Genomic DNA, 24101 nt, shown 5'->3' on the forward strand with positions numbered 1-24101 from the left:
GGGCGTCGCACCGTTCAACGGGCAATTCACACGCCCCGCATTGACATGGCGCGGGCACTGGTCCATCGCTCCGCCCATGCTGACGATCAAAGATATAACCTTCACGCTGGAAGGCCGCCGTCTGTTCGACGGGGCCACCGCAACGATTCCCGCCGGTCACAAGGTGGGCGTCGTCGGGCGAAACGGCACCGGCAAGACGACCCTGTTCCGGTTGATCCGGGGCGAATGGGCGCTGGACGGAGGGGAGATCGAGATCCCCCGACAGGCCCGCATCGGCGGCGTCGCGCAGGAGGCACCGGCCTCTGACGCCACGCTGCTCGATACCGTTCTGGCCGCCGACACCGAACGCGCCGCCCTGCTGGCGGAGGCGGAGACCGCGACGGATGCGACGCGCATCGCGGATATCCACACCCGGCTGGCCGATATCGAATCCCATTCGGCCGAGGCGCGCGCCGCCTCGATCCTGACGGGTCTGGGCTTCGACGCGGAGGCGCAGCAGCGCCCCTGCAAGGATTTCTCGGGCGGATGGCGAATGCGCGTGGCGCTGGCCGCCGTTCTGTTCAGCCAGCCCGACGTGCTGCTGCTCGACGAACCTACCAACTATCTGGATCTGGAGGGAACGGTCTGGCTGGAAACCTTCCTTGCCCGCTATCCCCATACGGCGCTGGTGATTTCGCACGACCGGGGGCTGCTGAACCGCTCCGTCGGGGGCATCCTGCATCTGGATGCGCAGAAGCTGACCTTTTATCAGGGCAATTACGATCAGTTCGACCGGATGCGCCGCGCGAATCTGGAACAGCAGATGTCCGCGAAAAAGAAGCAGGATGCGCAGCGCGCCCACCTGCAAAGCTTCGTCGATCGGTTCAAGGCCAAGGCGTCCAAGGCCAAGCAGGCGCAGAGCCGCGTCAAGATGCTGGAGAAGATGCAGCCCATCGCGGGCGTTGTTGAGACCAGCGTTGCCGCGTTTTCGTTCCCCGCGCCCGAGGAACTGTCGCCGCCTATCGTCAATATGCGTGACGCCTCCGTCGGTTATGGCGGGCCGTTGATCCTGCGCAAGCTGGACCTGCGCATTGACCAGGACGACCGCATCGCGTTGCTTGGCTCGAACGGTCAGGGTAAATCCACGCTGTCAAAGCTGATCGCCGGGCGCCTGCAATCCACGGATGGCGATGTCGTCACCTCGAACAAACTGCGCATCGGCTATTTCGCGCAACACCAGCTCGACGAACTGTTTCCGAACGAAACCCCGTTGGAGCATGTGCGCAGCCTGCGCCCGGATGAGGGCGCGGCCAAGCAACGCGCGCGTCTGGCGGCGGGTGGCATCGGCGCCGATATCGCGGATGTGGAGGTCAAGCGCCTGTCAGGCGGGCAAAAGGCGCGGCTGGCCATGCTGCTGTGTACCATCGACGCACCGCATCTGCTGATCCTGGATGAGCCGACCAACCACCTCGACATCGAAAGTCGTGAGGCGTTGGTGATGGCCCTGACCGAATATGAGGGCGCGGTGATCCTCGTCAGTCACGACCCGCATCTGGTTGAGGCCGTGGCCGACAGGCTGTGGCTGGTCAAGGATGGCGGGGTTCACGCCTTCGACGGTGACATGGACGAATATCGCCGGATGTTGCTGAGCGAGCGCGGCGGCAAACCCGCGAAGGAGAAGGCCGAGAAGCCGAAGGCGAAACCGGCCGCCCGCGCCACCACCTCCCCCTTGCGGGCTGAACTGGTCAAGGCCGAGGGCCGCGTGGCCAAGCTGGAGGAGATGCGCGACAAGATCGACGAGGGCCTCGCCGATCCGCGCCTGTATGAGCGCGGCGATACCGAACGCCAAAATATGCTGCGAAAGAAGCGTGCCGAAGTTATGAAGGGTCTGGAGCGGGCAGAATCCATCTGGCTCGACATATCCTCCAAGCTGGAAAACGCCGGATGACCGAAATCGCGATCACTGCCTTCGTCACCCTCTTCGTGATCATCGACCCGATCGGGCTGACCCCGATCTTCGTCGCACTGACCCCGAACATGGGCAGGGTCGAGCGCAGCAAGATCGCGGTACAGGCTGTGGTGATCGCTTTTCTGATCCTGTGCTCCTTCGCCTTTTTCGGAGAAGCCCTGCTGGATGCCATCGGCATCGGAATGCCGGCCTTCAGGATTTCCGGCGGCGTGCTGCTGTTCCTGATCGCGGTCGAAATGCTGTTTGAAAAGCGCAACCCGCGCAGGTCGAGCCAGGCCAACGATCCTGAGCCGGAGCGTGACCCCTCGGTCTTCCCCCTCGCCCTGCCGCTGCTGGCCGGTCCGGGTGCGATGGCGACGATGGTTTTGCTGATGGGCCAGGCCGAGGACAGCCTGACCGCCCAGTTCATGCTGGTCGGGGTGATGGCGGGGGTTCTGCTGATCGCGCTCGTTCTGTTCCTGATCTCAGGCTTCATGGAACGTCTGATGGGGCGCACCGGCGTCAACGTCATCACGCGGATCCTCGGTGTGCTGTTGTCGGCGTTGTCGGTCCAGTTCATCCTGGACGGTTTGCGGGCGAGCGGTCTGATCGGCGTCTGATCTTGACCAGCGACAACATTTTCCAGCTTTTCTATTTCGTGATCCTGTTGCTGGCGATAGGCGGATCCGTGGTCACGCTGTATCGCGGTCAGTTCGGGCGGATGGTTCGGCAGTTCCTGGCCTGGGTCGCGATCTGCGCGGCGCTGGTCATCGGGTACGAGAACAAACATATTTTCGAGGGCTGGCTGATCCCAGCGCAACAAAGCGTGGACCCTGCGGGCAACGTCACCCTATTACGCGACACCAACGGTTATTTCCGGGTCAGTGCGATGGTCAATGAAGTGCCGGTGGATTTCCTGGTGGACACGGGCGCCAGCCTGATCGTTCTGAGCCAGGCCGATGCCCGCCGCGCCGGCATCGCGGTGGACGATCTTCGGTATAATGGTGTTGCCAGCACTGCGAACGGCGAGGTTCGGTTCGCGCAGGTTCTGCTGGACAGTTTCGCCATCGGGGATGCGGTGGAACGGGGCGTTGTCGCCAGCGTGAACGCCGGCGTTCTGGACACGTCCCTGCTGGGGCTGTCCTATCTGAACCGGTTCAGCCGCATCGTGATCGAGAAAGACCGGATGATTCTGGAGCGTTAGGAACTGCGCGCCTTCTCGACCCAGCGTCCGCCCTCCTCGGCCCAGAAAACGGCGGTATGGTCCGTCTGCATGACCTGTCGCCAATCGTCCCGGGCCAGGGCGGTCGCCTCCTCATCGCTGCCGTCGAAGATCAGGGCCACCCGCTCGAACTGAGGCATTTCCGAGGGGTCGAACCGTGCGCCATCCACCAACAGCAGCGTTTTCGCCGCGTTGGGCGTTTCGGTGGAGGTGGTCAGCAGGACCGGCTGATCGGCATCGTGGTCGCCGCCCGCCTGCGCATGGGGCAGGAAGGCATCGTCGCGATAGGTCCACAGATGCGCGTCCAGCATATCCAGCCGGGCGGCGCCGGTGCCGCGCACGACAACCCTGCCCCCCCTCGCCAAGGTCCGCTCGGCGAAGGTGGTGACGGTCGCCTCCAGCGTCGATCCGTCCAGCCTGTAGAACAGGATATCCATCTATCCCGCGTCAGGAGTTGCTGGCTCCACCGGCTCCGGCTTTTGCTCGTACTCACTGCGGATCAGCCGGTCGAGCGCGCGCACCCCCCATCCCGTCGCACCGGCTGGCGCGAAGGTGGTCGCCGATTTGGTCGAGGCAGTGCCCGCGATATCCAGGTGAATCCACGGCATATCGTCCTTGACGAACCGCTTGAGGAACTGCGCCGCCGTGATGGAGCCGCCCTCTCGCCCGCCGCCGACATTGCGGATATCCGCGACGCGCGACTTCAGCTTCTTGTCGTAGGCATCGCCCATCGGCAGTTGCCATGCGCCCTCATCTTCATCCCGCGCGGCCTTCAGGAACCGGCTTGCGAACGCATCGTCGTTCGAGAATACGCCCGCGTTCTCATGCCCCAGGGCCACGATGATGGCCCCCGTCAGGGTGGCAAGGTCGATCACGGCCGAGGGCGCGAAGCGTTCCTGCGCGTACCACAGCACATCGGCCAGAACCAACCGGCCCTCGGCATCGGTGTTGATGACCTCAACCGTATCGCCCTTCATGGATTTGACCACATCACCGGGGCGTTGCGCCCGCGCCGAGGGCATGTTTTCGACCAGACCGACCAGTCCGACCACATTCGCCTTGGCATTGCGCAGGGCGAGCGCACGCATGACTCCGGCGACCGTGCCAGCACCGCCCATGTCCATCGTCATGTCCTCCATCCCGCCGGCGGGCTTGAGGCTGATGCCGCCGGTGTCGAAGGTCACGCCCTTGCCCACCAAGGCTAGCGGCTGTTCGTCACCGCCGCCGCGCCAGTTCATCACGACCACTTTCGAGGGCATGTCGGAGCCCATCCCGACCGCCAGCAGGGTGCGCATGCCCAGCTTTTTCAGCTCGTCCTCCTCCAGGATCTCGACCTCCAGCCCCAATTCGCCCATAGCGGCCAGGCGCGCGGCAAAATCCTCGGTGGTCAGCACGTTCGCGGGCTCGTTGATCAGATCGCGGGTGAAGAACACCCCCTCGACCAACGCGGCCATGTCGCGGCTCTCGGCGGAGACCTTCTCAGGCTTCGTGACGATCAGAGCGACCTTCGCGGGGGCGGTGTCATCCTTAGTCTTGTGCGCGGTGAAATCATATGCGCTGAGTGCGAGGCCATATCCGATTTCCGCCGCCTTGGCGTAGGAGGCCAGCAGCACATGCAGATCGCCGCTGCCACGCTGGCCGTTGATGGCCGCGCCCGCCTTTCGCGCCAAGGTCGGGGTGGCCTGACGATCCAGCTTCAGCACCACAACCGCCTCCGCCGCCATGCCGCCCGGCATGGGGATCGTGAGGGCGGTTGCAGTCTCCATCTTCTCCCAGCGTTCGCTTTGGGAAAGACGCTCCAACACTCCGCGCGTCAGACGGTTTACGCGGCGGGCCAGCTTGTCCATCTTGCCATCCGTCCCGACCAGAACGACAACACGTCCCTGCATCGTGGCGATCGCGTCAATATCGGGTTCGGCAAAGCTGATTTCGAGTGGAGCGGTCATGTGGCAATCCCTTCGTAAAACTGTCGAGACAAGACGTATCAGCCCCCGCCGGTCAAGGGCAAGGCGGCGAACCCGATCACGTTTGCGCCAGTGTGCCGTGCTTGACCCGCGACCCGGCGTTGCCTAGTCAGGCGGATACGAGAAGCCCGCGTGGCCTGAGAAGGATGTCCGCCCCGAATGCGTCAGATCGACCGATATATTCTGGGTCAGCTCCTCGCACCGATGGGGTTCTTCGCCCTGGTCTTCACCGGCGTGATCTGGCTGACGCAAAGTCTGCGTATCGTCGATACCGTGGTGAACAACAATCAGTCGGCGGCGGTGTTTCTGGAATTGTCCACATTGTTGCTTCCCAGTGTGATGATGATGGTGCTGCCGATCGCAGCCTTGTCCGCGACGTTGTTCACGATCAACCGGCTTTATACCGAATCCGAACTCACAGTATTAATGGCCGCGGGGCAAAGCTCGGCTGCCCTGTTGCGGCCCGCCATCTATCTGGGCCTGTTCGCGACGGCGCTGACGGCGGCGCTGACGGTCTATCTGGTGCCGCGCGCCGCGACCGAATTGAGCACACGCACCTCCGAAATGCGGGCCGAGTTCGCGAACTCCCTGCTGCGCGAAGGCCAGTTCAACCATCCCCTTCCCGGCGTCACCGTCTATTTGCGGCAGGCCAATTCCGAAGGTCAGATGCTGGATATCTTCATCCACGACGCGCGCAGCGGTGGCCAGTCGATCACGTATACAGCCACCCAGGCGCGTCTGGTCAAGTCAGAGGACAGGTTGCAACTGGTTCTGTTCGACGGGGCCGCACAGCAATTCGAGGACGCGGGCAATTCGTTGAGCATCCTGGATTTCGACAGGTTTGCCTACGATCTGGGCCCGATGGTGGCGGCAGATGTGCAGCGCAATCGCAAGCCAGCGGAATACGGCATTGGCGAATTGCTGAACCCGCCCGCCGCCCTGTGGAATGAAGACGAGGCGTTGCGTGCGCGCCTGATGGCGGAGGGGCATGACAAGCTGTCATCGCCGCTTTACGCGCTGGCATTCCCCATGCTCGCTTTGGCGGCCATAGTTGGCGGGGCATTCAGGCGTGGCGGCGCCGGTGTGCGGATCGCGGTTGCGGTCAGTGTCGCCGTTGTGGTGCGTTCCGCAGGGATCGCGGCCAAATCTGCGGTCGAGGGAAATGTACAGCTCTGGCCGGTGCTCTATCTTCTCCCCGTATTGTTGATGATCGGTTCGTATCTGTACGTTACGCGCGGCGCACGACCCCTGCGGCGCAGGCAGGTGGCTGCATGACCCGAGTGTTGAACTTCTATATTCTGCGACGCCACATTGCCGGGCTGCTGATGGCGCTCAGCGCGGCCTTGATACTGGTGCTCGTCAGTGACCTGGTGGATCTGTCGGGGCGGATCGCTGACGGGGTGCAGTCGGCGCCACCGGTCTTGGTCATGGCCTTGCTTCATGCGCCGTCGATCCTGTCGGAGACATTGCCCTTCATCGTCCTGCTGGGATCGCTCGCCGCGTTTCTGCGACTGGCGCGCACGTCCGAACTGGTCGTGATCCGTGCGGCCGGGTTATCCGTGTGGCGAATCCTTCAGATGCCAGTGCTGGGCGCGCTGGTGCTGGGCTGTCTGGCCTTCGCTGTCTGGAACCCCATCGCCGCGAGCACCTTGTCGCGTTACGAAGTTCTTAAAAGCCGCCATTTCGACGGACAGGAAAGCCAGCTTTCGATCTCCGCCGAGGGGCTGTGGCTGCGGCAAGCCGATGCGGACGGGCAGACGGTCATCAATGCGAGCCGTGCGTCACCCTACGGGGATGAGCTGATCGGCGTGCTGATTTTTGAATTCGACACGGATGGCGTGCTGGATCGGCGAATATCTGCCCGCCGGGCCGTCCTGACACCGGGCGCATGGCAGGTCGAACAGGCTCGTATCTGGCAGATGGACAGCGCCGGGGCGTTCGCGATGGTGCATGGCGTCGATCGCGAGACGGTCATTGTTCCCACCGACCTGACTACCAGCCGCATTCTGGAGAGTTTCGCCGATCCGCAGGAGCTCAGCTTTTGGAATTTGCAGGAGTTCATCGAGACGCTGGAATCGTCCGGTTTCTCCTCCACCCGCCATCGGCTTTATATGCAGACAGAGCTGGCGCAACCGTTGATGTTTGTCGCGATGGTGTTGATCGCTGCCGGGTTTTCCATGCGTCACGTGCGTTTCGGATCCGTCGGCGTGCGGATTCTGCTCTGCGTCATCGCCGGTTTCGGTATCTTTTTCCTGTCGGATTTCACGAAGGCTCTCGGCTCCGCCGGAACCATACCCGTCATCGTCGCCGCGTGGGTTCCCCCCATCGCGGCACTGTTGCTCGCGACGAGCCTTCTGCTACACCTTGAGGATGGATAGCCTGCCCCTATTTTTTCGAACTCTTGCGCTCGTCCTAACGATCGCCCTGCCCGCCGCCGCGCCAGCCCTTGCGCAGCAGAACGACCGTGTCGCACTGGTGGCCGATCGGATCAGCATCGACTCCAATACCGGCGCCCTGATCGCGGAGGGTGACGTGACGATCATTCGCGGCGACACCGTGCTGCAAACGGACCGTCTGATCTATGATGAGACTGACGGCGCGGTCAGTGTTCCCGGCACGCTGACGATCCAGCAGGCCGACGGCGCGGTGCTTCATGCAGATTACGCGGACCTGGATGGTGGATTGCAATCCGGCATCATCGCCGGCGCCCGGGCGCTGATCGACAACCAATTGCAGATCGCCGCCACCTCCGCGCAGCAGATCGATGGGCGACTTACCGTGCTCAACCGCGTGGTCGCGTCCAGCTGTACGATTTGTGAGGAAAACCCCGTTCCGATCTGGTCAATCCGGGCAGAGCGGGTCGTGCGCGATGCGGACGCGCTTCAGTTTCACTATGAAAACGCGGTGTTCGAGCTGTTCGGGGTTCCCGTACTCTACTTGCCGTATTTTCGGCATCCCGAACCCTCCGTTGATCGCGCCAGCGGGTTTCTCAGCCCCGAAATCATCAGTTCAGGCAATTTCGGGTTCGCGGTCAAACTGCCCTATTTCTTTGTCATCGACGACAGCCGCGATGCGACCATCACGCCCTTCCTGACATCCGAGGATGGTCTGCTGGTCGAGGCTGAATATCGGCAACGATTCGAGCGTGGCGCGCTGGAGCTTAGTGGTGTGTCCACGCTGGACACGGACACTTCCGGCGATCAGCGCGGCTATCTCAGCGCGCTGGGGTATTACGATCTGGGCAATGACGTCATCGCGCGGATCGATGCCACGGCCCTGTCGGACGATGCCTTCCTCGATGAATTCAACTATTCCGACACGGACTTGGTGACCTCGGAATTGTCACTGGAGAAATTCGAAAGAAGCGCGTTTTGGACCCTTTCGACGATCTATTTCGAAACATTGCGTACTAACCAGACCCAGGACACCGTGCCGTTCATCCTGCCCGCGGTCGAATACCGCCGCTCCTTCGATCTGGGCGGAACGCGGGCGGAGGTGAACGCCGATATCCTGTCCTTCACGCGCGAGGTAGGGCGCGACATGTCTCGCGCCACCGTTGGCGCGGGTCTGGACCGTACGATCGTCACGTCCCCCGGCCTGGTGCTGCGCGGCTTCGCGGACATATCCGGCGATCTGTATTCGGTGCGTAACGATCCGATCAGGGGCGATGTGGACGAGGTGCGCACGCGCTCCACCGCCGGGCTGGAGTTTCGGATGCCCTTCGTGCGCCGCACGCCGGAACTGACCCAGATCATCGAACCGATCCTGCAACTGGTGCACGGGGCCCAAAGCGGCAATATCGGTGATATCCCCAACGAGGACAGCGTGCTGGTGGAATTCGACGAGACCAGCCTGTTCTCCACCAACCGGTTCCCGGGTGAGGATCGTTTCGAAACCGACTTCTACGCAAATCTCGGCCTGCGATATGAAAGCATCACACCCTCGGGCCGCAACATCACTGCCACCGTGGGGCGTGTGTTCCGCTCGGAGCCGCTGGACAGTTTCCCCACTGGCAGCGGGCTTGAGGGCAAGAAATCCGACTACGTTCTGGCGGCGGGTTATGACGTGACCGATCGGCTGTCTATCTCCGCCAGCGCGCTGGCGGACAACGATCTGAGCCTGACCCGGACCGAGCTGGAGGTCGATTATGCCGACGATGATCTGAGTCTGGAGACCACTTATGTCTTTCTCGAAGCGGACACCACCACCCCTGTTGATCGGGCCGAACTGCTGGTCGATGTTGGATATCGCCTCAATGACAATTGGTTTGGAGAGATCGGCTTCCGCCGCGACCTGAGGAACGACGACTTCATTTCCGCCGACGCTGCACTGAGTTGGGGGAACGAATGCGCGACATTCGAGTTTTCCGTCTCGCGCAGTTTCACGACGTCCAATAATGTGGACCCATCGACCGAGTTCGGCCTGACCTTGCGGTTGGCCGGCCTCGGCACGCAGGGCGACGCGGCACAACGCCGCTTGCGGTCCTGCGGTATATGAGTTGGAGATTCAATGTGACCCGATTTTTGAGCTTGCTTATCGCTGTCGTGCTGATCGCGATGCCCCTCAGCGCACAGAACACGCCCTTCGCGCCAGCGATCATCGTGAACGAAGACATGATCACCTACTACGATCTGGCACAACGCCGCGCACTGTATCAGGCCTATGGGTTGAGTGGAGAGGCGCTTGAGGATCGGGTGGTAGAGGATCTGACCCAGGAGGCCCTGATGCGGCAGGAAGCCCGGCGTGCCGGGATTCAGGTCCCGCGTGAGGCTGTGGATAGCGCATTTGCCAGCTACGCCGCCGCGCGCAATTCCAATCCCGATGCCTTCGTCACCGCCTTGCAGCGCAGCGGAATCGATCCGTCCACTGTGATCAACCAGATCGAGGCTCAACTGGGGTGGCAAAACGCCATGCAGGCCCGGTTCCGCAACCGGGCGATCCCCGATCAGGACGATCTGGAGGAAGCGGTGCTGCTCAACGCCACAGGCTCCACGCGGGAGGTTCTGCTGGCCGAGATCGCAATCCCCTTCGCAGAACGGGGCGAGGCCCGCACCCGCGAGCTGATCCTGCAACTTGCGAGCGACCTACAGAACGGTGGCGATTTCGGAGCCGCCGCTCGCCAGTACAGCCGTGCCGCGACCCGCAACAATGGTGGTGAGATCGGCTGGATCGCCGTCACCGACCTGCCCCCCGCCATGCGGGCCGAGGTCGATCTGATCGACGTCGGTGACGTAAGCCGCCCCATCCCGATCACGCGCGGCGTTTCCCTGCTGACCGTGAAGGGAGAGCGTCAGACCGCAGTGCAGGACAATGGCGCGGTGTCCCTGACCTATGGCCGTGCGACCTTCCCCCTGTCGCAGGGTGAGGACGCGGCCCGAAACGCGGCGCTTGCAGCGCGTGAAAATATTGACACCTGTGCCGATATACGCGACGGATCTTTCGGCGCGGGCAGCGGCGTCTTTGGTCCCGCTCCCCTGTCCAGCGTCGAGCCTGCGCTCTTCTCGGTTATCGCGACGGCTCAGACGGGTAGCGTCAGCCAACCCGTGCGCACCGGCGACAGCCTCTCGATCATCGTGCTGTGTTCGCGTCAGGTGAACCTCGACGAGGAAACGCGCCGGCAGGTGGAGGACAGCATCTTCTCCGACCGCATCGGGGCCTATGCCGACGGATACATGCAGGAACTGCTGCGCGATGCCGTGATCGAGATCCGCTGATGCTGGCATTGACGCTGGGCGATCCTGCCGGGATCGGGCCGGAAATTGCCGCCGCGGCACATGCTCGCGGCGGCCACCCTTTCGTGGCGATCGGCAGTGCGACCGTGCTGCGCAACTTCGCTGACGTGGCGGTGGTGGAGACAGTCGCTCAAGCACGTGAGGTCAATGGCCCCATTCCCGTGCTGGACATTCCGACCAGCGTCGAAGTGGTCTTCGGCACCCCCGATCCGCGAAATGCCGCGGGGGTCATCCGCTCCATAGAATTGGGCGCGGATCTCGCTCGGAGCGGTCAGGTTTCCGCCCTCGTCACGGCCCCCATATCCAAGAAGGTCCTGAAGGATGGCGGCGGGTTCGCCTATCCCGGCCATACGGAATTCCTTGCGCATCTATCCGGCACGGCGCGCCCGGTCATGATGCTGGCCGGTCCCGATTTGCGCGTGGTTCCGGTGACGATCCATATCCCACTGGCCGACGTTCCGGCGGCGCTGACGCCTGCCTTGCTGGAGCAAACCATTCGCGTCACCCATGCCGGTTTGATCCGCGATTTTGCCATTCCCTCCCCCCGGATTGCCATCGCGGGCCTGAATCCCCACGCGGGCGAAGGCGGTGTGATGGGCCGGCAGGAGATCGAGGTGATCATGCCGGTTCTGAACCACTTGCGCGCGGAAGGCCTGAACCTGACCGATCCCCTGCCCGCCGACACCATGTTTCATGCCGCCGCCCGTGCGCATTATGACGTGGCCATCTGCATGTATCACGATCAGGCTCTGATCCCGTTGAAAACGTTGAGCTTCGACGACGGCGTGAACGTCACGCTGGGTCTGCCCTTCGTGCGCACGTCACCGGACCATGGCACGGCGTTCGATATCGCGGGAAAGGGTGTCGCGCGACCGGACAGCCTGCTTGCCGCGATCGCCATGGCCACCGATATGGTGGAGCGGCGTCGATGAGCCTTGCCGACCTGCCCCCCCTTCGCGATGTCATCGACACCCACGAGCTGAGGGCCAAAAAGGCGCTGGGTCAGAACTTCCTGCTGGACCTGAATCTGACCGGGAAAATCGCGCGTCAGGCGGGCGATCTGACGCAATGCGACGTGCTGGAAATCGGTCCCGGCCCAGGCGGCCTGACCCGTGCGCTGCTGGTCGAAGGCGCGCGCAAGGTCGTTGCGATCGAACGCGACCCACGATGTTTGCCCGCATTAGCCGAGATTTCTGCCGCTGCCCCCGGTCGCCTGACCGTCTTGCAGGGGGACGCGCTGGCCATCAATCCCGCGCAACATCTGACCGCGCCGATCCGGATCGTTGCCAATCTGCCCTATAATGTCGGCACGGAATTGCTCGTGCGGTGGCTGACACCGCAGGAGTGGCCCCCCTTCTGGCAGAGCCTGACATTGATGTTTCAAAAGGAAGTTGCGGAGCGGATCGTCGCAAAACCGGGCAGCAAGGCCTATGGCAGGCTTGCCATTCTGGCGCAATGGCGCTGCGACGCGCGGATCGCAATGCACTTGCCACCGCAGGCCTTCACGCCCGCGCCCAAGGTTTCCTCCGCTGTTGTGCATCTGACACGGCTGGAGCAGCCCCGTTATCCCGCAGAGGCGCGCGTGCTCAGCGATATCGTCGCCCGCGCGTTCAATCAGCGGCGCAAAATGTTGCGGGCCAGCCTGCGTGGGCTGACGCCTGATCTGGAGGATGTGCTGACATCCGTTGGGATCTCCCCCACCCAGCGGGCGGAGGAAATCGGTCTCGAACAGTTCTGCGCCCTAGCGCGAGCGGTCAGAGGTTAAGCCTCGGCTGCGGTGGTGTCTGGCGTGCTATCGGGCTGCGTCTCATCCCCGCCACCGGATCGGTTCGAGCGGCGCGACCGCGTGCGGCGCGGTTTGGGGGCGTCTTCCTCGGGTGTGTCCACCAGATTGCTATCCTCACCCTTTGTCGGGGCTTCGGGCTCGCTCTCGGGCTGATCCGCCTCACGTTTCTGACGCTCGGCTTGCTCGGCCTCCCGTTGGGCCGCCGCGCGTTCCGCCTGTTCCGCCTCACGCTGCTGGCGTTCGGCCTGTTCGGCCTCTCGCTTGGCGTTCTGGGCGTCGATCTGGCGCTGTGCTTCGGCCATCAATCGGGCGTAGTGTTCGGAATGTTGCAGGAAGTTTTCCGCATTCACCCGATCGCCAGACAATTGCGCGTCGCGCGCCAATGTCTGATATTTCTCGACGATCTGGGCCGGGGTGCCACGCACCTTACCCTCGGGGCCGGAACTGTCGAACACACGGTTCGTCATGTTGCCCACGTTCTTGTTGTTATTGTTGTTGCCACGGTTGTTCTTGCGCGAGCGGTTTTTGTTCGGTTGTCTCATCTTGTCCGATTTCTGCCGCTTGAGGTCTGGCCTGTCGCGGTCTTTCTGATGCTTCCGTCCGGGCGGCTTGCCCGTCTTGCATAAGCGGCTAACGCTGATCGAAGCTACGTACCCAATCTCGCAGGAAAAATACTCACCACGATGGGACACCTCTTATTATCGAACCTTCGCACCGCAATTCAAGGGGCAAAGCTGCCTATTGTACAAATTTTGACCATATTTCCGGTTATCAGGGCCGTACGCGCAAGACCCGGGCCTTTCCATTGAGGTCACGGAACAGATCGACCCGGGCTGGGCTGAACAGTTCAGCCGCGCTTTCCCCCTGATCGAAGCCGATCTCGAACAGGGCCACACCACCCTCCGCCAAATAATCGCGATAGGTCCGGGCCAACGCGCGATAGGCGTCAAGCCCGTCACCGCCCGGTGTCAGCGCGACGTGCGGTTCATGTTCCACGACTTCTGGCGCCAGATCCGCCATCGCGGCGGCGGTGATGTATGGCGGGTTGCAAACGATCAGATCGAACAGCCCCGAGACCTGAGCGAACCAGTCGGATCGGACAGCTTCCCAACGGCCCGGTGCGTGGACCGTCAGGTTCCGGCGCGCGACGTCCAGCGCCGCAGACGATATGTCAGTCGCGGTGCCCGTCGCCTCGGGAAACTCGGCCAGCAAGGTCGCGAGGATCGCACCGCTTCCGGTCCCAAGATCGAGGATGCGACGCGGACGCGCGCCCTGCAATGCCACCTCGATCAGCGTTTCAGTATCCGGACGCGGGTCGAGCACATCAGATGTAACGACGAATTTCCGGCCCCAGAATTCCCGGTAGCCCAGGATATGCGATACCGGCTCACGTGCTTCGCGCCGCGAAATATCCCGGTCGAACTGCTCCGCTACCGTTGTGGAAACCTCGTCGCGCATCATTCCGGCCAGCGACCCGGCGACATGCCGTGACAGCAATCGCCGCGCATCGCCTGCGGGATCGTCGATCCCTGCATGACGCAAACGCTCGACCGCGCTGCGAAGGAGCGTCGCGATGTCAGGCACGTTCGCTCATCGCCGCCAGGCGTTCCGCCTCATCCGCTGCGGTCAAGGCGTCGATGATCTCCGTCAAATCGCCCTGCATGACCTGATCCAGCTTGTAGAGAGTCAGATTGATCCTGTGATCCGTCAAACGCCCCTGCGGGAAGTTGTAGGTGCGAATCCGCTCCGACCGGTCGCCGGACCCGACCTGCCCGCGGCGGTCGGCCGCCCGCTCCGCATCCACAGCCGCGCGTTGCTGATCGTAAAGCCGTGTGCGCAGGACCTGCATCGCCTTGGCGCGGTTGGTATGCTGCGATTTCTCGGACGAGGTGACGACGATCCCCGAAGGGATATGCGTGATACGCACGGCGCTGTCCGTCGTGTTGACGTGCTGCCCGCCGGAGCCGCTGGCCCGCATGGTGTCGATCCGGATATCCTCCGCCCGAATCTCGACATCCACATCCTGCGCCTCCGGCAGAACGGCAACCGTCGCTGCGGAGGTATGTATGCGGCCGCCGCTCTCGGTGCTTGGCACCCGCTGAACCCGATGCACGCCGCTCTCGAACTTCAGGCGCGCAAAGACGTTGGTGCCGGTGATGTTGGCGACGATTTCCTTATACCCGCCCAGCTCCGTCGGGGCCTGTTCGACCACATCGACCTTCCAGCCGTTATCCTCGCAATATCGCTGATACATTCGGAACAGATCGGCGGCGAACAGCGCGGCCTCGTCACCGCCTGTACCCGCACGGATTTCCAGAATTGCAGGGCGGGCGTCGGCGGCATCCTTCGGCAACAATGCACGCTGCACACGGGCCTCGACCTCGGGCAAGGCGGCCTGCAAAGTGCCGAGCTCCTCCTCAGCAAGGGCACGCATTTCCGGATCGTCGCGCATCTCCTGCGCGGCGGCGATATCATCGAGCAAGGCGCGATAGCTGCGCGCCTGCTCCACCACGGGCCGCAATTCGGCATATTCCTGCGCGGTGGCCACCATATCGGCGCCGCTCAACCCGCTGGACATCTTTGCTTCGAGATAGTCGAAACGGCCCAGAATGTCGTCGATCTTGTCAGAAGGTATCATGCCGCGATCTGCCCCCGCCCACGGTCCGGGGTCAAGCCCTACTCCACCTCGAACGAGGACAATGACGACAGCCAACGCTCCACCCGGTTCGCATTCACGCCCAGATCGGAATGGCCGTAGCGAGAGCGGGAGAAGATGGCGACCGTCGATTGCCCGTTTCCAAGGTCGAGGAACAAGACCGAAATGTAGTCGGGAAATCGCATGACCTCCGATTGCTGAACATAGGTCATCCAGCCGGTTTCAGGCGTACCGGCGATCCGTTCCGTCCGGGGCTGGCGCAGCACGAACTCGTCGAACGCTTGCGAGATCAGGGCGGGATTGGCATCGTAGATCGGGGATTCGCGGTCGATACGCTCCTGCGTGACCGGCTCGTAGCCTTCGATCACAGGAACCATGCGATAGGAATTCGGCGTGTCGGGCGTGGGGGCGGTCAGCGGATCGACATGCCACACAGCAGGATCGTGCGACACGTTGCGAATCATGTAGACGCCACCCACCCCGATGACGACAACGCCGACTGCGATCCAGAATATCACCTTGCCGATCACTCCGCGGCCTCGCGCGCGGCGTCGCGTTCGGCCTCGATCTGGACTGCGCGCTTTTCCACCAGTTCAACGATATGGTCGATCATCCCGGCGTTCCCCTGCTTGTGATCCTGCTTGCCCGCCATGTAGACCATACCCGCGCCATTCCCACCGCCGGTAAATCCGACATCGGTCATCAGCGCCTCACCCGGTCCGTTCACGACACAGCCGATGATGCTCAGGCTCATGGGCGTTTTGACATGCTCCAACCGTTGCTCCAGTTCCGCGACGGTGGCGATCACGTCGAAGCCCTGCCGCGCGCAGGAGGGGCAGGAAATGATGTTCACACCCCGATGCCGCAGCCCCAGGGATTTGAGGATCTCGAAACCCGCCTTGATCTCCTCGACCGGATCGGCCGAAAGGCTGACACGGATTGTGTCACCGATCCCGGCCCAGAGCAGATTTCCCATACCGATCGCGGATTTCACGGTGCCCGCGTAATGTGAGCCTGCCTCGGTAATGCCCAGATGCAACGGCGCATCTGTCGCTTCGGCAATGGCCATGTAAGCGGCGGAGGCGAGGAAAACATCGGAAGCCTTCACACTGATCTTGAACTCGTGAAAATCGTTGTCCTGCAACAGCTTGATATGATCCAGCCCGCTCTCGACCATGGCATCCGGGCACGGCTCACCGTATTTTTCCAGCAAGTGCCGTTCCAGACTGCCGGCGTTGACGCCGATGCGCATGGAGCACCCGTGGTCCTTCGCGGCCTTGATCACTTCGCGCACCCGTTCGGGAGAGCCGATATTGCCGGGATTGATCCGCAGACAGGCCGCACCGGCCTCCGCTGCCTCGATGGCGCGTTTGTAATGAAAATGGATGTCCGCGACGATGGGAACCGGGCTTTCCCGAACGATTTCATGCAGGGCGGCCGTGCTGGCCTCATCCGGGCAGGAGACCCGCACGATATCCGCCCCGGCCTCCGCACAGGCCAGAACCTGCGCGATGGTCGCCTTGGCGTCATGGGTCAGCGTGTTGGTCATGGTTTGCACGCTGATCGGCGCATCGCCGCCGACAGGCACGGATCCAACATGGATTTTGCGGCTGACACGCCGGTCGATATTGCGCCATGGGCGGATATGATTTTGCATCTGATGGGCCCTGATCAGCTTTGGTTCGATCTGAACATAAGTATGTCGGGCGCACATGTCACCCGCAGCAGCGGCGCTAGTCGGTGGCGCGGGCCGTACGCTCCGCCGTGCTGATCAACGCACCTTGCAATGCGGCGCTTTGCTCCGCCGTAGGTTCCGCGAGAGACCACACCTGCGGAATGTCCTCGGCCAGCAGGGAAACCTGCTTGGCGACGCGCGGACCATTCCCCAAAGGCCCGAACAGCTGATCCCCGACGGACAGGAAAACCGAGCCGGAGTTGCCGGCACGCAGCTCCGGCGAGTCTACACCCTCGGGCACGACGTAACTCTCACCCGCGGCCAGAATGGTTTCGAACAAGGTCGCGCCGTCCGCCTGACTGACGCGGATCCACGCTGCCTGCGATGCGATCACGGAAACGATCGGCGGCACCGGGGGCATTTCGACTGAGGCCAGCAGTTCCGCAGCACTCGGCGGCAGCGCGTCCATATTCGCGGCCACGACGGTTTCCTGCTCGGGAACGAGGTCGTTGGTGATGCGGTTGGCGAAGCTTCCGACCTGCTCCGGATCGATGGAGGCGATGGGTCCGTCGCGTGGGGCCATTACCGGGACCAGAGGTTCGGGACGGTACAAACGCTCCAACGCCGCATCCCGCTCCACCGTGGAGGTCGCGGCACGTGTTGTGATGTCGCTTTCATCTGGGGTTACGGTCGCTAGGGTCACACCCTCATCCGCTACGACCGGGGTTTGCGAAACGGGAGCCAGTTCGACCCGCTGAACCTCCTGCAGGACCCGCCATCCGCCATAGCCGACCCCACCCAGCAGCCCCGCCATCACGAGCAGCGACAGCGTGCCGCCCAGCAGAGCACGAAAGTCGAAACCGGATTCAGCGACTGGGCCAGACAGCTTGCCACGCGACAGCGGATCGTTCTTCAGATCGACCTTGTGCGAGACAACTCTAGATTGTGCAGTCGCGCCAGCCCGCCCCTGGACATGGCGCCCTTGGATATCGGCATTCACACCGTTGAAGCCGGAATGAAAACAAAACCGCTGATAGATTTCCTCAGGCGCTAGGCCCAGATAGCGGGCATAGCTGCGAACATACCCCGCGACGAATCCGCGATTTGGGAATACCTCCAGATCGCAATTCTCGATCGCCGCGATATAGGCAGCCTTTATCCTCAGCTCTCGCTGTACATCCAGAAGCGACTTTCCCTTCGTCGCGCGTTCACCGCGCAACTGATCGCCCAGAGTTACCTCATAGGAGTCGAAACCTGAAAGAGTGCCGTCCGTGTCCCACGCCACATCTATGCCCAATCTGCCTTGGCCCGCATTGGTATGCAAACCTGTCCCATATCCCAACGCTTTGCGCGCTTTGGTTGTACAAATACGTTAGCAGAATGACACGTTACGCAGAACCGCTTTTATGCAGGAATTGAGGCATGACAAGGATAAAACGCCTCCAAACCTTCGGATTTCACCGCGCGACCGTCTGATATGAGCGATATATCGCCTAAAAGGAGGTTGGCGGGACTCGACGGGCGCTAGGCCAGTCAATGCGACTCAATAAATGTAGCGAATCTGCTCGGTCCAATATGCCTCGACCCCGCGTAAGTCGGAATTGATATCGTCGATCCGGCCCTCAGGCAGGACACCACGGCGTACGATACCCTCCGCATGACGCTCAAACAGGCCGGAGACGAGGTTACGCACTTCGATCCCCCGGTCGGTCAGGCGAACGCGGACGGCACGGCGATCCGCGATACAACGTTCGTGATGCATGTAGCCTGCATCCACCAGCTTCTTGAGGTTGTACGAAACGTTCGACCCCTGATAGTAGCCCCTGCTCTTCAACTCACCTGCGGTTAGCACGTTTGCCCCGACATTGAACAACAGCAGCGCCTGTACTGAGTTGATGTCGATGACCTGCAAACGCTCGAACTCATCCTTGATGACATCCAGCAGCAGCCGATGCAGACGCTCCACCATCGACAGGGTTTCGAGATATGACGCCAGAAAATCGTCGAGATTCCGTTCGTCGGGGTTGGGCAGAGACTCCGCCAGATCGCTCATCACCATTTCTTGACTACCTTATCGTACTGCTCGCACCAAGGTAGCCCGCCATTCGTTACGAAGGTTTTAACGAAACTGGCGTCCCTCCATTATGGTGGAGATCATCTCCACGTGCCGGGGGGGTGTGTCCTCACGCCCCGAAAACCACGAATACAGGTCGTGATCGCTTTCCTCGAGCAGCTCCTCGTAATCGTCGATGCGTGCGACCGGCAGCGCGGCCAGATCGGCGTCGGCATAGGGGCCGAGGATCAGGTCCATTTCCTTGGTTCCGCGACGCCACGATCTGATCCGCAGTCGCTTCAGTCTGTTTTCATGTGTTTCGGTCATAGAAAAGCCTCTCCTCTGGCGATGCGTGCGGCGCCCCGCACACCGGAACTGTCGCCAAAGATCGCGCGGCGCACGACGACGTTCGTATGTGTAGAATAGACGTGCGGGCGCATCAGCTCGGGCAGCTCCTCCGCCAGTCCGGGAAGGTTCGAAACCCCGCCGCCCAGCACGATCACGTCAGGGTCCAGCACGTTGACCACGCCGGCCAGGGCGCGGGCAAGTCTGCGACGGTGACGCAAAAGAGCCGATTCAGCCTGTGCCTCCCCCTCCTGCGCACGGGCGAGGATTTCCTGCACGCGCGGGCCCGTACCGACCGGGATTGCGCAATCGCGCGCATAATCCGCTTCCAGCCCCGGTCCCGACAGCCACTGCTCCACACATCCGCGCCGACCACAGAAACATTCGGGGCCGGGAAATTCCTCGACATCGCCGATGGGCAGCGGCGAATGGCCCCACTCGCCCGCCATGCCGGATGCCCCTTCGATCATGTTTCCGTCGATCACCAGCCCGCCCCCGACGCCGGTTCCCAGAATCGCGCCGAAGACGATCTTCGCTCCGCGCCCGGCTCCGTCGATCGCCTCGGACAGAACAAAGCAGTTCGCATCGTTCGCGACCCGCACGACGCAACCCATCAGCCCTTGCAGGTCGGACGCAAGCTCCTGTCCGATCAGCCATGTGGAATTGCCGTTGAATACCTTGCCATCGGCGCCGACCGCGCCCGGAATGCCGATGCCCACAGGCTCCGCGTGCAGACCCGACAGCTCCTTCACCTCAGCCACGATCCGGGCGATGGCGGTGAGGGAGCCGGCATAGTCGTGCCGCGGCGTGGCAATACGCCTGCGGGACAGTTCCTGCCCGTCGGGCGCGATGGCGATCGCCTCGATCTTCGTCCCGCCGTAATCCACACCGATGGGCATGAGAGTCCCCAATCCTGCTAAAGCGCTTTGAGAGGCTATATCACAAAGCCACTCGACACTGGCAAGCGCCGATCATTGCCCAAGCCATTAGCCCAGGATCGCGCGCAAGCGTTTCTCCACCACGCCGAGCTGGTCTGTCAGCCTGGCCTGCTGACCGCGAATGCGGCGCATTTCAGCCATCAGCGCCAGTGCATCCGCCGTATCGGAATCCTCGTCGGTGATGATCACGGGGCCGTCGCCCTGCCCGCTCAACAACCATTTGATGCTGACCCCTAGAAGCCCGGCGAGCGTGGTGACGCGGTTCGCGCGCGGCTCCGAACGGTCATCCTCCCAATTGGCGATGGTGCTGGCCTTCACGCCCAGCTTTCGGGCCAGTTGCGCCTGCTCCAACCCCAGATTTTCGCGCGCAGCGGCCAGCCGGTCACCGAAGGTTGCCATGTCTTCGTGAAAATAGTTGTCCGTTCCGCCCAACTCTTGATCGTGCATGTCTGTTTCCTCTCGTCCGGTCTTGCCGCAGCTTAGAGCGCCCGAACCATTTGTCGCCCCCAGAATTCAGCTTGGGTTTAAGTGGCTTCGGTTTCGCGGCCGAGGATGCGATCCTTGATCTGGGTGGCGCAATGCGTCAGGTGTTTGACGTATTGAATTCAAAGGAGCAGAGAATGCCATTCCTCGCCGACAGCCTGTCCCGTGTGAAGCCTTCTCCCACGATCGCAGTGACAACCCGCGCGGCCGAGTTGAAGGCTGAGGGTCGTGATGTCATCGGCCTCAGCGCCGGGGAGCCGGACTTCGACACCCCCGAAAACATCCGCGACGCCGCCAAGGCCGCGATAGACGCGGGCAAGACACGCTATACCGCCCCCGACGGCATACCTGAACTGAAACAGGCGATCTGTGACAAGTTTCGCCGGGAAAACGGCCTGAGCTATCAGCCGAACCAGATCAGCGTCGGCGCAGGGGGCAAACAAACGCTCTATAATGCGCTGGTCGCCACGCTGAACGAAGGCGATGAGGTGCTGATTCCCGCGCCCTACTGGGTCAGCTATCCCGACATGGTGCTGCTCGCCGGGGGCAACCCGGTGATCGTCGAAGGCTCCGCCGATCAGGGGTTTCGCGTCACGCCTGAACAGCTAGAGGCCGCGATCACCCCCCGGACGAAGTGGTTCATCTTCAACTCCCCCTCGAACCCGTCGGGCGCGGGGTATAGCCGCGAACAGCTAAAGGCGCTGACCGATGTGCTGCTGCGCCATCCGCATGTCTGGATCATGTCCGATGACATGTACGAACATATCGCCTTTGACGGTTTCGAATTCTGCACGCCCGCCGAGGTGGAACCGAAACTCTATGACCGGACGTTGACCTGCAATGGCGTGTCCAAGGCCTACGCTATGACCGGCTGGCGCATCGGCTATGCAGCCGGCGCTGTCGAATTGATCGCGGCAATGCGCAAGATTCAAAGCCAATCGACCTCGAACCCCTGTTCGATCAGCCAGTGGGCCGCGGTGGAGGCGTTGAACGGCCCGCAGGATTACATCGCGATGAGTCGCGACGCATTCCAACGCCGCCGCGATCTGGTGGTGCGGATGCTGAATGCGTGCGACGGAATCCACTGCCCGACCCCCGATGGGGCCTTCTACGTCTATCCGACCATAGACGGGTGCATCGGCAAGACCGCGCCGTCAGGCAAGGTTCTGGAAACAGACGAGGACTTCGCGACAGAGCTGCTCGACAGCGAGGGCGTGGCTGTGGTCTTCGGTGGGGCGTTCGGCTTGTCGCCCGCCTTTCGCGTCAGCTATGCGGCGGCCGATGATACACTTGTCGAGGCCTGCACTCGTATCGCGCGGTTCTGCGAGGCCCTGAAATGAGCAACTCAGACCTGCATTTTCGCACCCGGGACAACGGCGCGGCGGTCTTCCGCGTTGACACCGAAAACCGGCAGCGGCGGCTCGACCTGCGGCAGCTTGCCGTCATCAACATCCGGTCCGGTGAGATCAAGCCGCACGGCCAGCAGATCCCCAGTGACGCGGAAATTGAGCAGATGAATGCGTGGATCGAAGCGCGCCGCGCCGATCTGCTCTCGCGTGAGCGTGACGACATCGAGCGTCTGATCGACCAGATGAATTTCGCCGCGCAATGGTTCCAGTCCCGCGCGGAACCCGCCGATGTCGAGGCCGTCGCCAACCGCTTGCTGCTGGCGATGCACGATCTGCGCTCCACCCTCGTCAAGAAGCAGATGGACGGCGAGGAGAAGGACTGAGGCATCCCGGCGCACAAAGCTCCGTGAAGAAGGCCCCGGCGCTATAGCCCGCCGGTGGTTTCGATGAACCTGACGATATCCGCCACGCCATCGCCGGATTTCACATTGGTGAAAACGGTCGGGCGGGTGCCGCGCTGGATTTCGGCATCGCGGGCCATCACTTCCAGTGACGCGCCCACATGCGGGGCCAGGTCGATCTTGTTGATGACCAGCAGATCCGCCCGCGTGATGCCCGGCCCGCCCTTGCGTGGGATCTTGTCCCCGGCGCAGACGTCGATGACATAGATCGTGATGTCGGCCAGCTCGGGTGAGAATGTAGCCGACAGGTTGTCGCCGCCGCTTTCGATCAGCACCAGATCGAGGTCGGGAAACTTGCCCACCATCGTGTCGATGGCGTTGAGATTGATCGAACAATCCTCGCGAATGGCGGTGTGCGGACAGCCCCCGGTCTCCACCCCTAGGATGCGTTCCAACGGCAGCGCCTGCGCGCGCATCAGGAATTCGGCGTCCTCACGTGTGTAAATGTCGTTGGTGATCGCCGCGACGGAATAGGTGCCTGCCATCGCCTTGCACAGCTGTTCCATCAACGCGGTCTTGCCGGCTCCGACAGGACCGCCCAATCCCACGCGCAGCGGTCCGTTCTTCGATTTCATGTTATTGCTCCTCGTGAATTATGTGTCTTAATGAATTGTTTTATAATGATTTCTCAGGATCGAAACATCCGCGAATATTGCGTCTCGTGGTGGATCGAGGCCATGTCAGCCCGGATCATCGCGCCCCCGATATCATCCAAATCGGCGGTGCACGCGGCTTCGGCTGTTTCGCGGCAAGGATCGGCGAACGAAGATATCACGCGTTGTCCATCGGTTTGCCCCAGCGGCACGGCGCGAACTGCCGCGCTGACCAGATTGGCGATGAAGGCCTGAAGGTATAGCGTCAGCGTCAGGTCCAGCGCCACACCTTCTCTCGCCGCCGCAAGGCCCAGAGCGACGGGATAGGCGCAGGGTGCATCACCGCCGCCCAGAACCGCTGCATTCACCCGCGCGAAGGCCATGCCCTGGTCCATCGTCTCCGCATAACGTTCGCGCGACGGGGCCAAAGCCGCAGCCAATTCAGCTACCTCATCGGCGCGCTCGGGGTGATTGTAGGCGTTGGCCAGCAGGACCGCGTCGCTCCAGCCGGAGCCATTGCGAAGGACGCCGGACAGCCAGGCCTCAAGCCCTGCCGCATCCAGAATCTCACCATCGTCGATCAGCCGGTCCAGGCCGTGCGACCAAGCGAACGCGCCGGACGGATAGCCGGGGGACAACCATTGATGCAGCAGCTGGACGTCGCGCATCATTCCCTCTCGAACCGCTTGGCCAGATCGTCGACATCACCCATGCTGGCCAGCTTGATCTCACGCATCACCTTGATCGACGGGCTGACGAAAAACATGATGGAGCCGAGCAGGAAGAACCACGTGCCCACGGTTTGCGTCGAATCAGAAAAGAACAGGATCGAGCCGATCACAAAGGATATCGCCGCCAGAAAATCAGCAATCGTGATTGCGATTTCATAGAGCGCATGCATTCGCCTGTGATCAGCC

26 protein-coding genes are annotated in these 24101 nt (G+C 62.3%); 11 read left to right on the forward strand and 15 right to left on the reverse strand.

The window, feature by feature from the left end:
* Window positions 1–76: 76 nt before the first annotated feature.
* From G8E03_RS10550 to G8E03_RS10560, 3 genes are read left to right on the forward strand one after another with little or no spacing between them, the layout of a single operon-like run.
* A complete protein-coding gene (locus tag G8E03_RS10550) occupies window positions 77–1927 on the forward strand; it encodes an ABC-F family ATP-binding cassette domain-containing protein (RefSeq protein WP_166191424.1) in 1851 nt (616 codons plus the stop codon).
* Window positions 1924–2547 (forward strand): MarC family protein, encoded by a 624-nt coding sequence (locus tag G8E03_RS10555; RefSeq protein WP_166191427.1) that lies wholly within the window; start codon window positions 1924–1926, stop codon window positions 2545–2547. The genes G8E03_RS10550 and G8E03_RS10555 overlap by 4 nt, the downstream gene beginning before the upstream one ends.
* A gap of 2 nt (window positions 2548–2549) precedes the next feature.
* Entirely contained in the window at window positions 2550–3131 is a 582-nt protein-coding gene (locus G8E03_RS10560) for a retropepsin-like aspartic protease family protein (protein ID WP_166191430.1), read from the forward strand.
* On the opposite strand, the gene G8E03_RS10565 is transcribed toward G8E03_RS10560, so the two are convergent.
* On the reverse strand, window positions 3128–3586 hold the full coding sequence (locus tag G8E03_RS10565; RefSeq protein WP_166191433.1) for a DNA polymerase III subunit chi: 459 nt from the start codon (window positions 3584–3586) through the stop codon (window positions 3128–3130). The genes G8E03_RS10560 and G8E03_RS10565 overlap by 4 nt on opposite strands.
* Window positions 3587–5095: a leucyl aminopeptidase gene (locus G8E03_RS10570; RefSeq protein ID WP_166191436.1), complete on the reverse strand. Its 1509-nt coding sequence runs from the start codon at window positions 5093–5095 to the stop codon at window positions 3587–3589.
* 177 nt (window positions 5096–5272) lie between these two features.
* On the opposite strand from G8E03_RS10570, the gene lptF reads away from it, so the two are divergent.
* From lptF to rsmA, 6 genes are read left to right on the forward strand one after another with little or no spacing between them, the layout of a single operon-like run.
* Window positions 5273–6388, forward strand: a complete 1116-nt coding sequence (gene lptF, locus G8E03_RS10575) for an LPS export ABC transporter permease LptF (RefSeq protein ID WP_166191439.1) — start codon at window positions 5273–5275, stop codon at window positions 6386–6388.
* Window positions 6385–7491 carry an LPS export ABC transporter permease LptG gene (lptG, locus tag G8E03_RS10580; RefSeq protein WP_166191441.1) on the forward strand — a complete coding sequence of 369 codons (1107 nt, stop codon included), beginning with the start codon at window positions 6385–6387 and terminating at the stop codon, window positions 7489–7491. The genes lptF and lptG overlap by 4 nt, the downstream gene beginning before the upstream one ends.
* The gene (locus G8E03_RS10585; protein WP_166191444.1) at window positions 7484–9610 is read left to right on the forward strand and encodes an LPS-assembly protein LptD; all 2127 of its coding nucleotides are present in this window, start codon (window positions 7484–7486) and stop codon (window positions 9608–9610) included. Before lptG ends, G8E03_RS10585 begins: the two co-directional genes overlap by 8 nt.
* A gap of 14 nt (window positions 9611–9624) precedes the next feature.
* On the forward strand, window positions 9625–10827 hold the full coding sequence (locus G8E03_RS10590; protein ID WP_166191446.1) for a peptidylprolyl isomerase: 1203 nt from the start codon (window positions 9625–9627) through the stop codon (window positions 10825–10827).
* Window positions 10827–11777, forward strand: coding sequence for a 4-hydroxythreonine-4-phosphate dehydrogenase PdxA (gene pdxA / locus G8E03_RS10595; protein WP_166191449.1), 951 nt, complete (start codon window positions 10827–10829; stop codon window positions 11775–11777). Before G8E03_RS10590 ends, pdxA begins: the two co-directional genes overlap by 1 nt.
* A complete protein-coding gene (gene rsmA, locus G8E03_RS10600) occupies window positions 11774–12610 on the forward strand; it encodes a 16S rRNA (adenine(1518)-N(6)/adenine(1519)-N(6))-dimethyltransferase RsmA (RefSeq protein ID WP_166191452.1) in 837 nt (278 codons plus the stop codon). The genes pdxA and rsmA overlap by 4 nt, the downstream gene beginning before the upstream one ends.
* Here the strand turns inward: rsmA and G8E03_RS10605 are convergent.
* The 10 genes from G8E03_RS10605 to G8E03_RS10650 all read right to left on the reverse strand — a co-directional run bounded on the left by G8E03_RS10605 (window position 12607) and on the right by G8E03_RS10650 (window position 20745).
* A complete protein-coding gene (locus G8E03_RS10605) occupies window positions 12607–13173 on the reverse strand; it encodes a DUF4167 domain-containing protein (RefSeq protein WP_166191455.1) in 567 nt (188 codons plus the stop codon). The genes rsmA and G8E03_RS10605 overlap by 4 nt on opposite strands.
* 229 nt (window positions 13174–13402) lie before the next feature.
* Entirely contained in the window at window positions 13403–14215 is an 813-nt protein-coding gene (gene prmC, locus G8E03_RS10610) for a peptide chain release factor N(5)-glutamine methyltransferase (protein ID WP_166191458.1), read from the reverse strand.
* Window positions 14208–15269, reverse strand: a complete 1062-nt coding sequence (prfA, locus tag G8E03_RS10615; RefSeq protein ID WP_166191461.1) for a peptide chain release factor 1 — start codon at window positions 15267–15269, stop codon at window positions 14208–14210. The genes prmC and prfA overlap by 8 nt, the downstream gene beginning before the upstream one ends.
* A 38-nt stretch (window positions 15270–15307) precedes the next feature.
* Window positions 15308–15805: a DUF1499 domain-containing protein gene (locus G8E03_RS10620; RefSeq protein WP_166191464.1), complete on the reverse strand. Its 498-nt coding sequence runs from the start codon at window positions 15803–15805 to the stop codon at window positions 15308–15310.
* Window positions 15806–15813: 8 nt separating this feature from the next.
* Window positions 15814–16944: a flavodoxin-dependent (E)-4-hydroxy-3-methylbut-2-enyl-diphosphate synthase gene (ispG, locus tag G8E03_RS10625; RefSeq protein WP_166191467.1), complete on the reverse strand. Its 1131-nt coding sequence runs from the start codon at window positions 16942–16944 to the stop codon at window positions 15814–15816.
* A 76-nt stretch (window positions 16945–17020) separates the two neighbouring features.
* Window positions 17021–18247 (reverse strand): helix-turn-helix domain-containing protein, encoded by a 1227-nt coding sequence (locus G8E03_RS10630; RefSeq protein WP_166191470.1) that lies wholly within the window; start codon window positions 18245–18247, stop codon window positions 17021–17023.
* A gap of 258 nt (window positions 18248–18505) precedes the next feature.
* Window positions 18506–19015 (reverse strand): MarR family winged helix-turn-helix transcriptional regulator, encoded by a 510-nt coding sequence (locus tag G8E03_RS10635; protein WP_166191473.1) that lies wholly within the window; start codon window positions 19013–19015, stop codon window positions 18506–18508.
* A 66-nt stretch (window positions 19016–19081) separates the two neighbouring features.
* Window positions 19082–19342 (reverse strand): succinate dehydrogenase assembly factor 2, encoded by a 261-nt coding sequence (locus tag G8E03_RS10640; RefSeq protein ID WP_166191476.1) that lies wholly within the window; start codon window positions 19340–19342, stop codon window positions 19082–19084.
* The gene (locus G8E03_RS10645; protein WP_166191479.1) at window positions 19339–20259 is read right to left on the reverse strand and encodes an ROK family protein; all 921 of its coding nucleotides are present in this window, start codon (window positions 20257–20259) and stop codon (window positions 19339–19341) included. The genes G8E03_RS10640 and G8E03_RS10645 overlap by 4 nt, the downstream gene beginning before the upstream one ends.
* 87 nt (window positions 20260–20346) lie before the next feature.
* Complete coding sequence (locus G8E03_RS10650) at window positions 20347–20745, reverse strand: helix-turn-helix domain-containing protein (protein WP_166191482.1); 399 nt, start codon at window positions 20743–20745, stop codon at window positions 20347–20349.
* Between the two features lie 173 nt (window positions 20746–20918).
* Here G8E03_RS10650 and G8E03_RS10655 point away from each other — a divergent pair, with 173 nt between their 5' ends.
* Together G8E03_RS10655 and G8E03_RS10660 are read left to right on the forward strand one after the other, a co-directional pair.
* Window positions 20919–22121, forward strand: a complete 1203-nt coding sequence (locus tag G8E03_RS10655) for a pyridoxal phosphate-dependent aminotransferase (RefSeq protein WP_166191485.1) — start codon at window positions 20919–20921, stop codon at window positions 22119–22121.
* Window positions 22118–22513: a hypothetical protein gene (locus tag G8E03_RS10660; RefSeq protein WP_166191488.1), complete on the forward strand. Its 396-nt coding sequence runs from the start codon at window positions 22118–22120 to the stop codon at window positions 22511–22513. Before G8E03_RS10655 ends, G8E03_RS10660 begins: the two co-directional genes overlap by 4 nt.
* A gap of 41 nt (window positions 22514–22554) precedes the next feature.
* Here G8E03_RS10660 and ureG read toward each other — a convergent pair whose 3' ends face one another.
* Genes ureG through G8E03_RS10675 form a run of 3 tightly spaced genes read right to left on the reverse strand, consistent with a single transcriptional unit; the run spans window position 22555 to window position 24085 of the window.
* Entirely contained in the window at window positions 22555–23166 is a 612-nt protein-coding gene (gene ureG / locus G8E03_RS10665) for an urease accessory protein UreG (RefSeq protein ID WP_166191491.1), read from the reverse strand.
* A gap of 53 nt (window positions 23167–23219) precedes the next feature.
* Window positions 23220–23852, reverse strand: a complete 633-nt coding sequence (locus tag G8E03_RS10670) for an urease accessory protein UreF (RefSeq protein WP_166191494.1) — start codon at window positions 23850–23852, stop codon at window positions 23220–23222.
* Complete coding sequence (locus G8E03_RS10675) at window positions 23852–24085, reverse strand: YrhK family protein (RefSeq protein WP_347340496.1); 234 nt, start codon at window positions 24083–24085, stop codon at window positions 23852–23854. Before G8E03_RS10675 ends, G8E03_RS10670 begins: the two co-directional genes overlap by 1 nt.
* Between the last annotated feature and the right edge of the window lie 16 nt (window positions 24086–24101).

Origin of the sequence: Pontivivens nitratireducens (assembly GCF_011290545.1) — a bacterium.
In the GTDB taxonomy this organism is placed as follows: domain Bacteria; phylum Pseudomonadota; class Alphaproteobacteria; order Rhodobacterales; family Rhodobacteraceae; genus Pontivivens; species Pontivivens nitratireducens.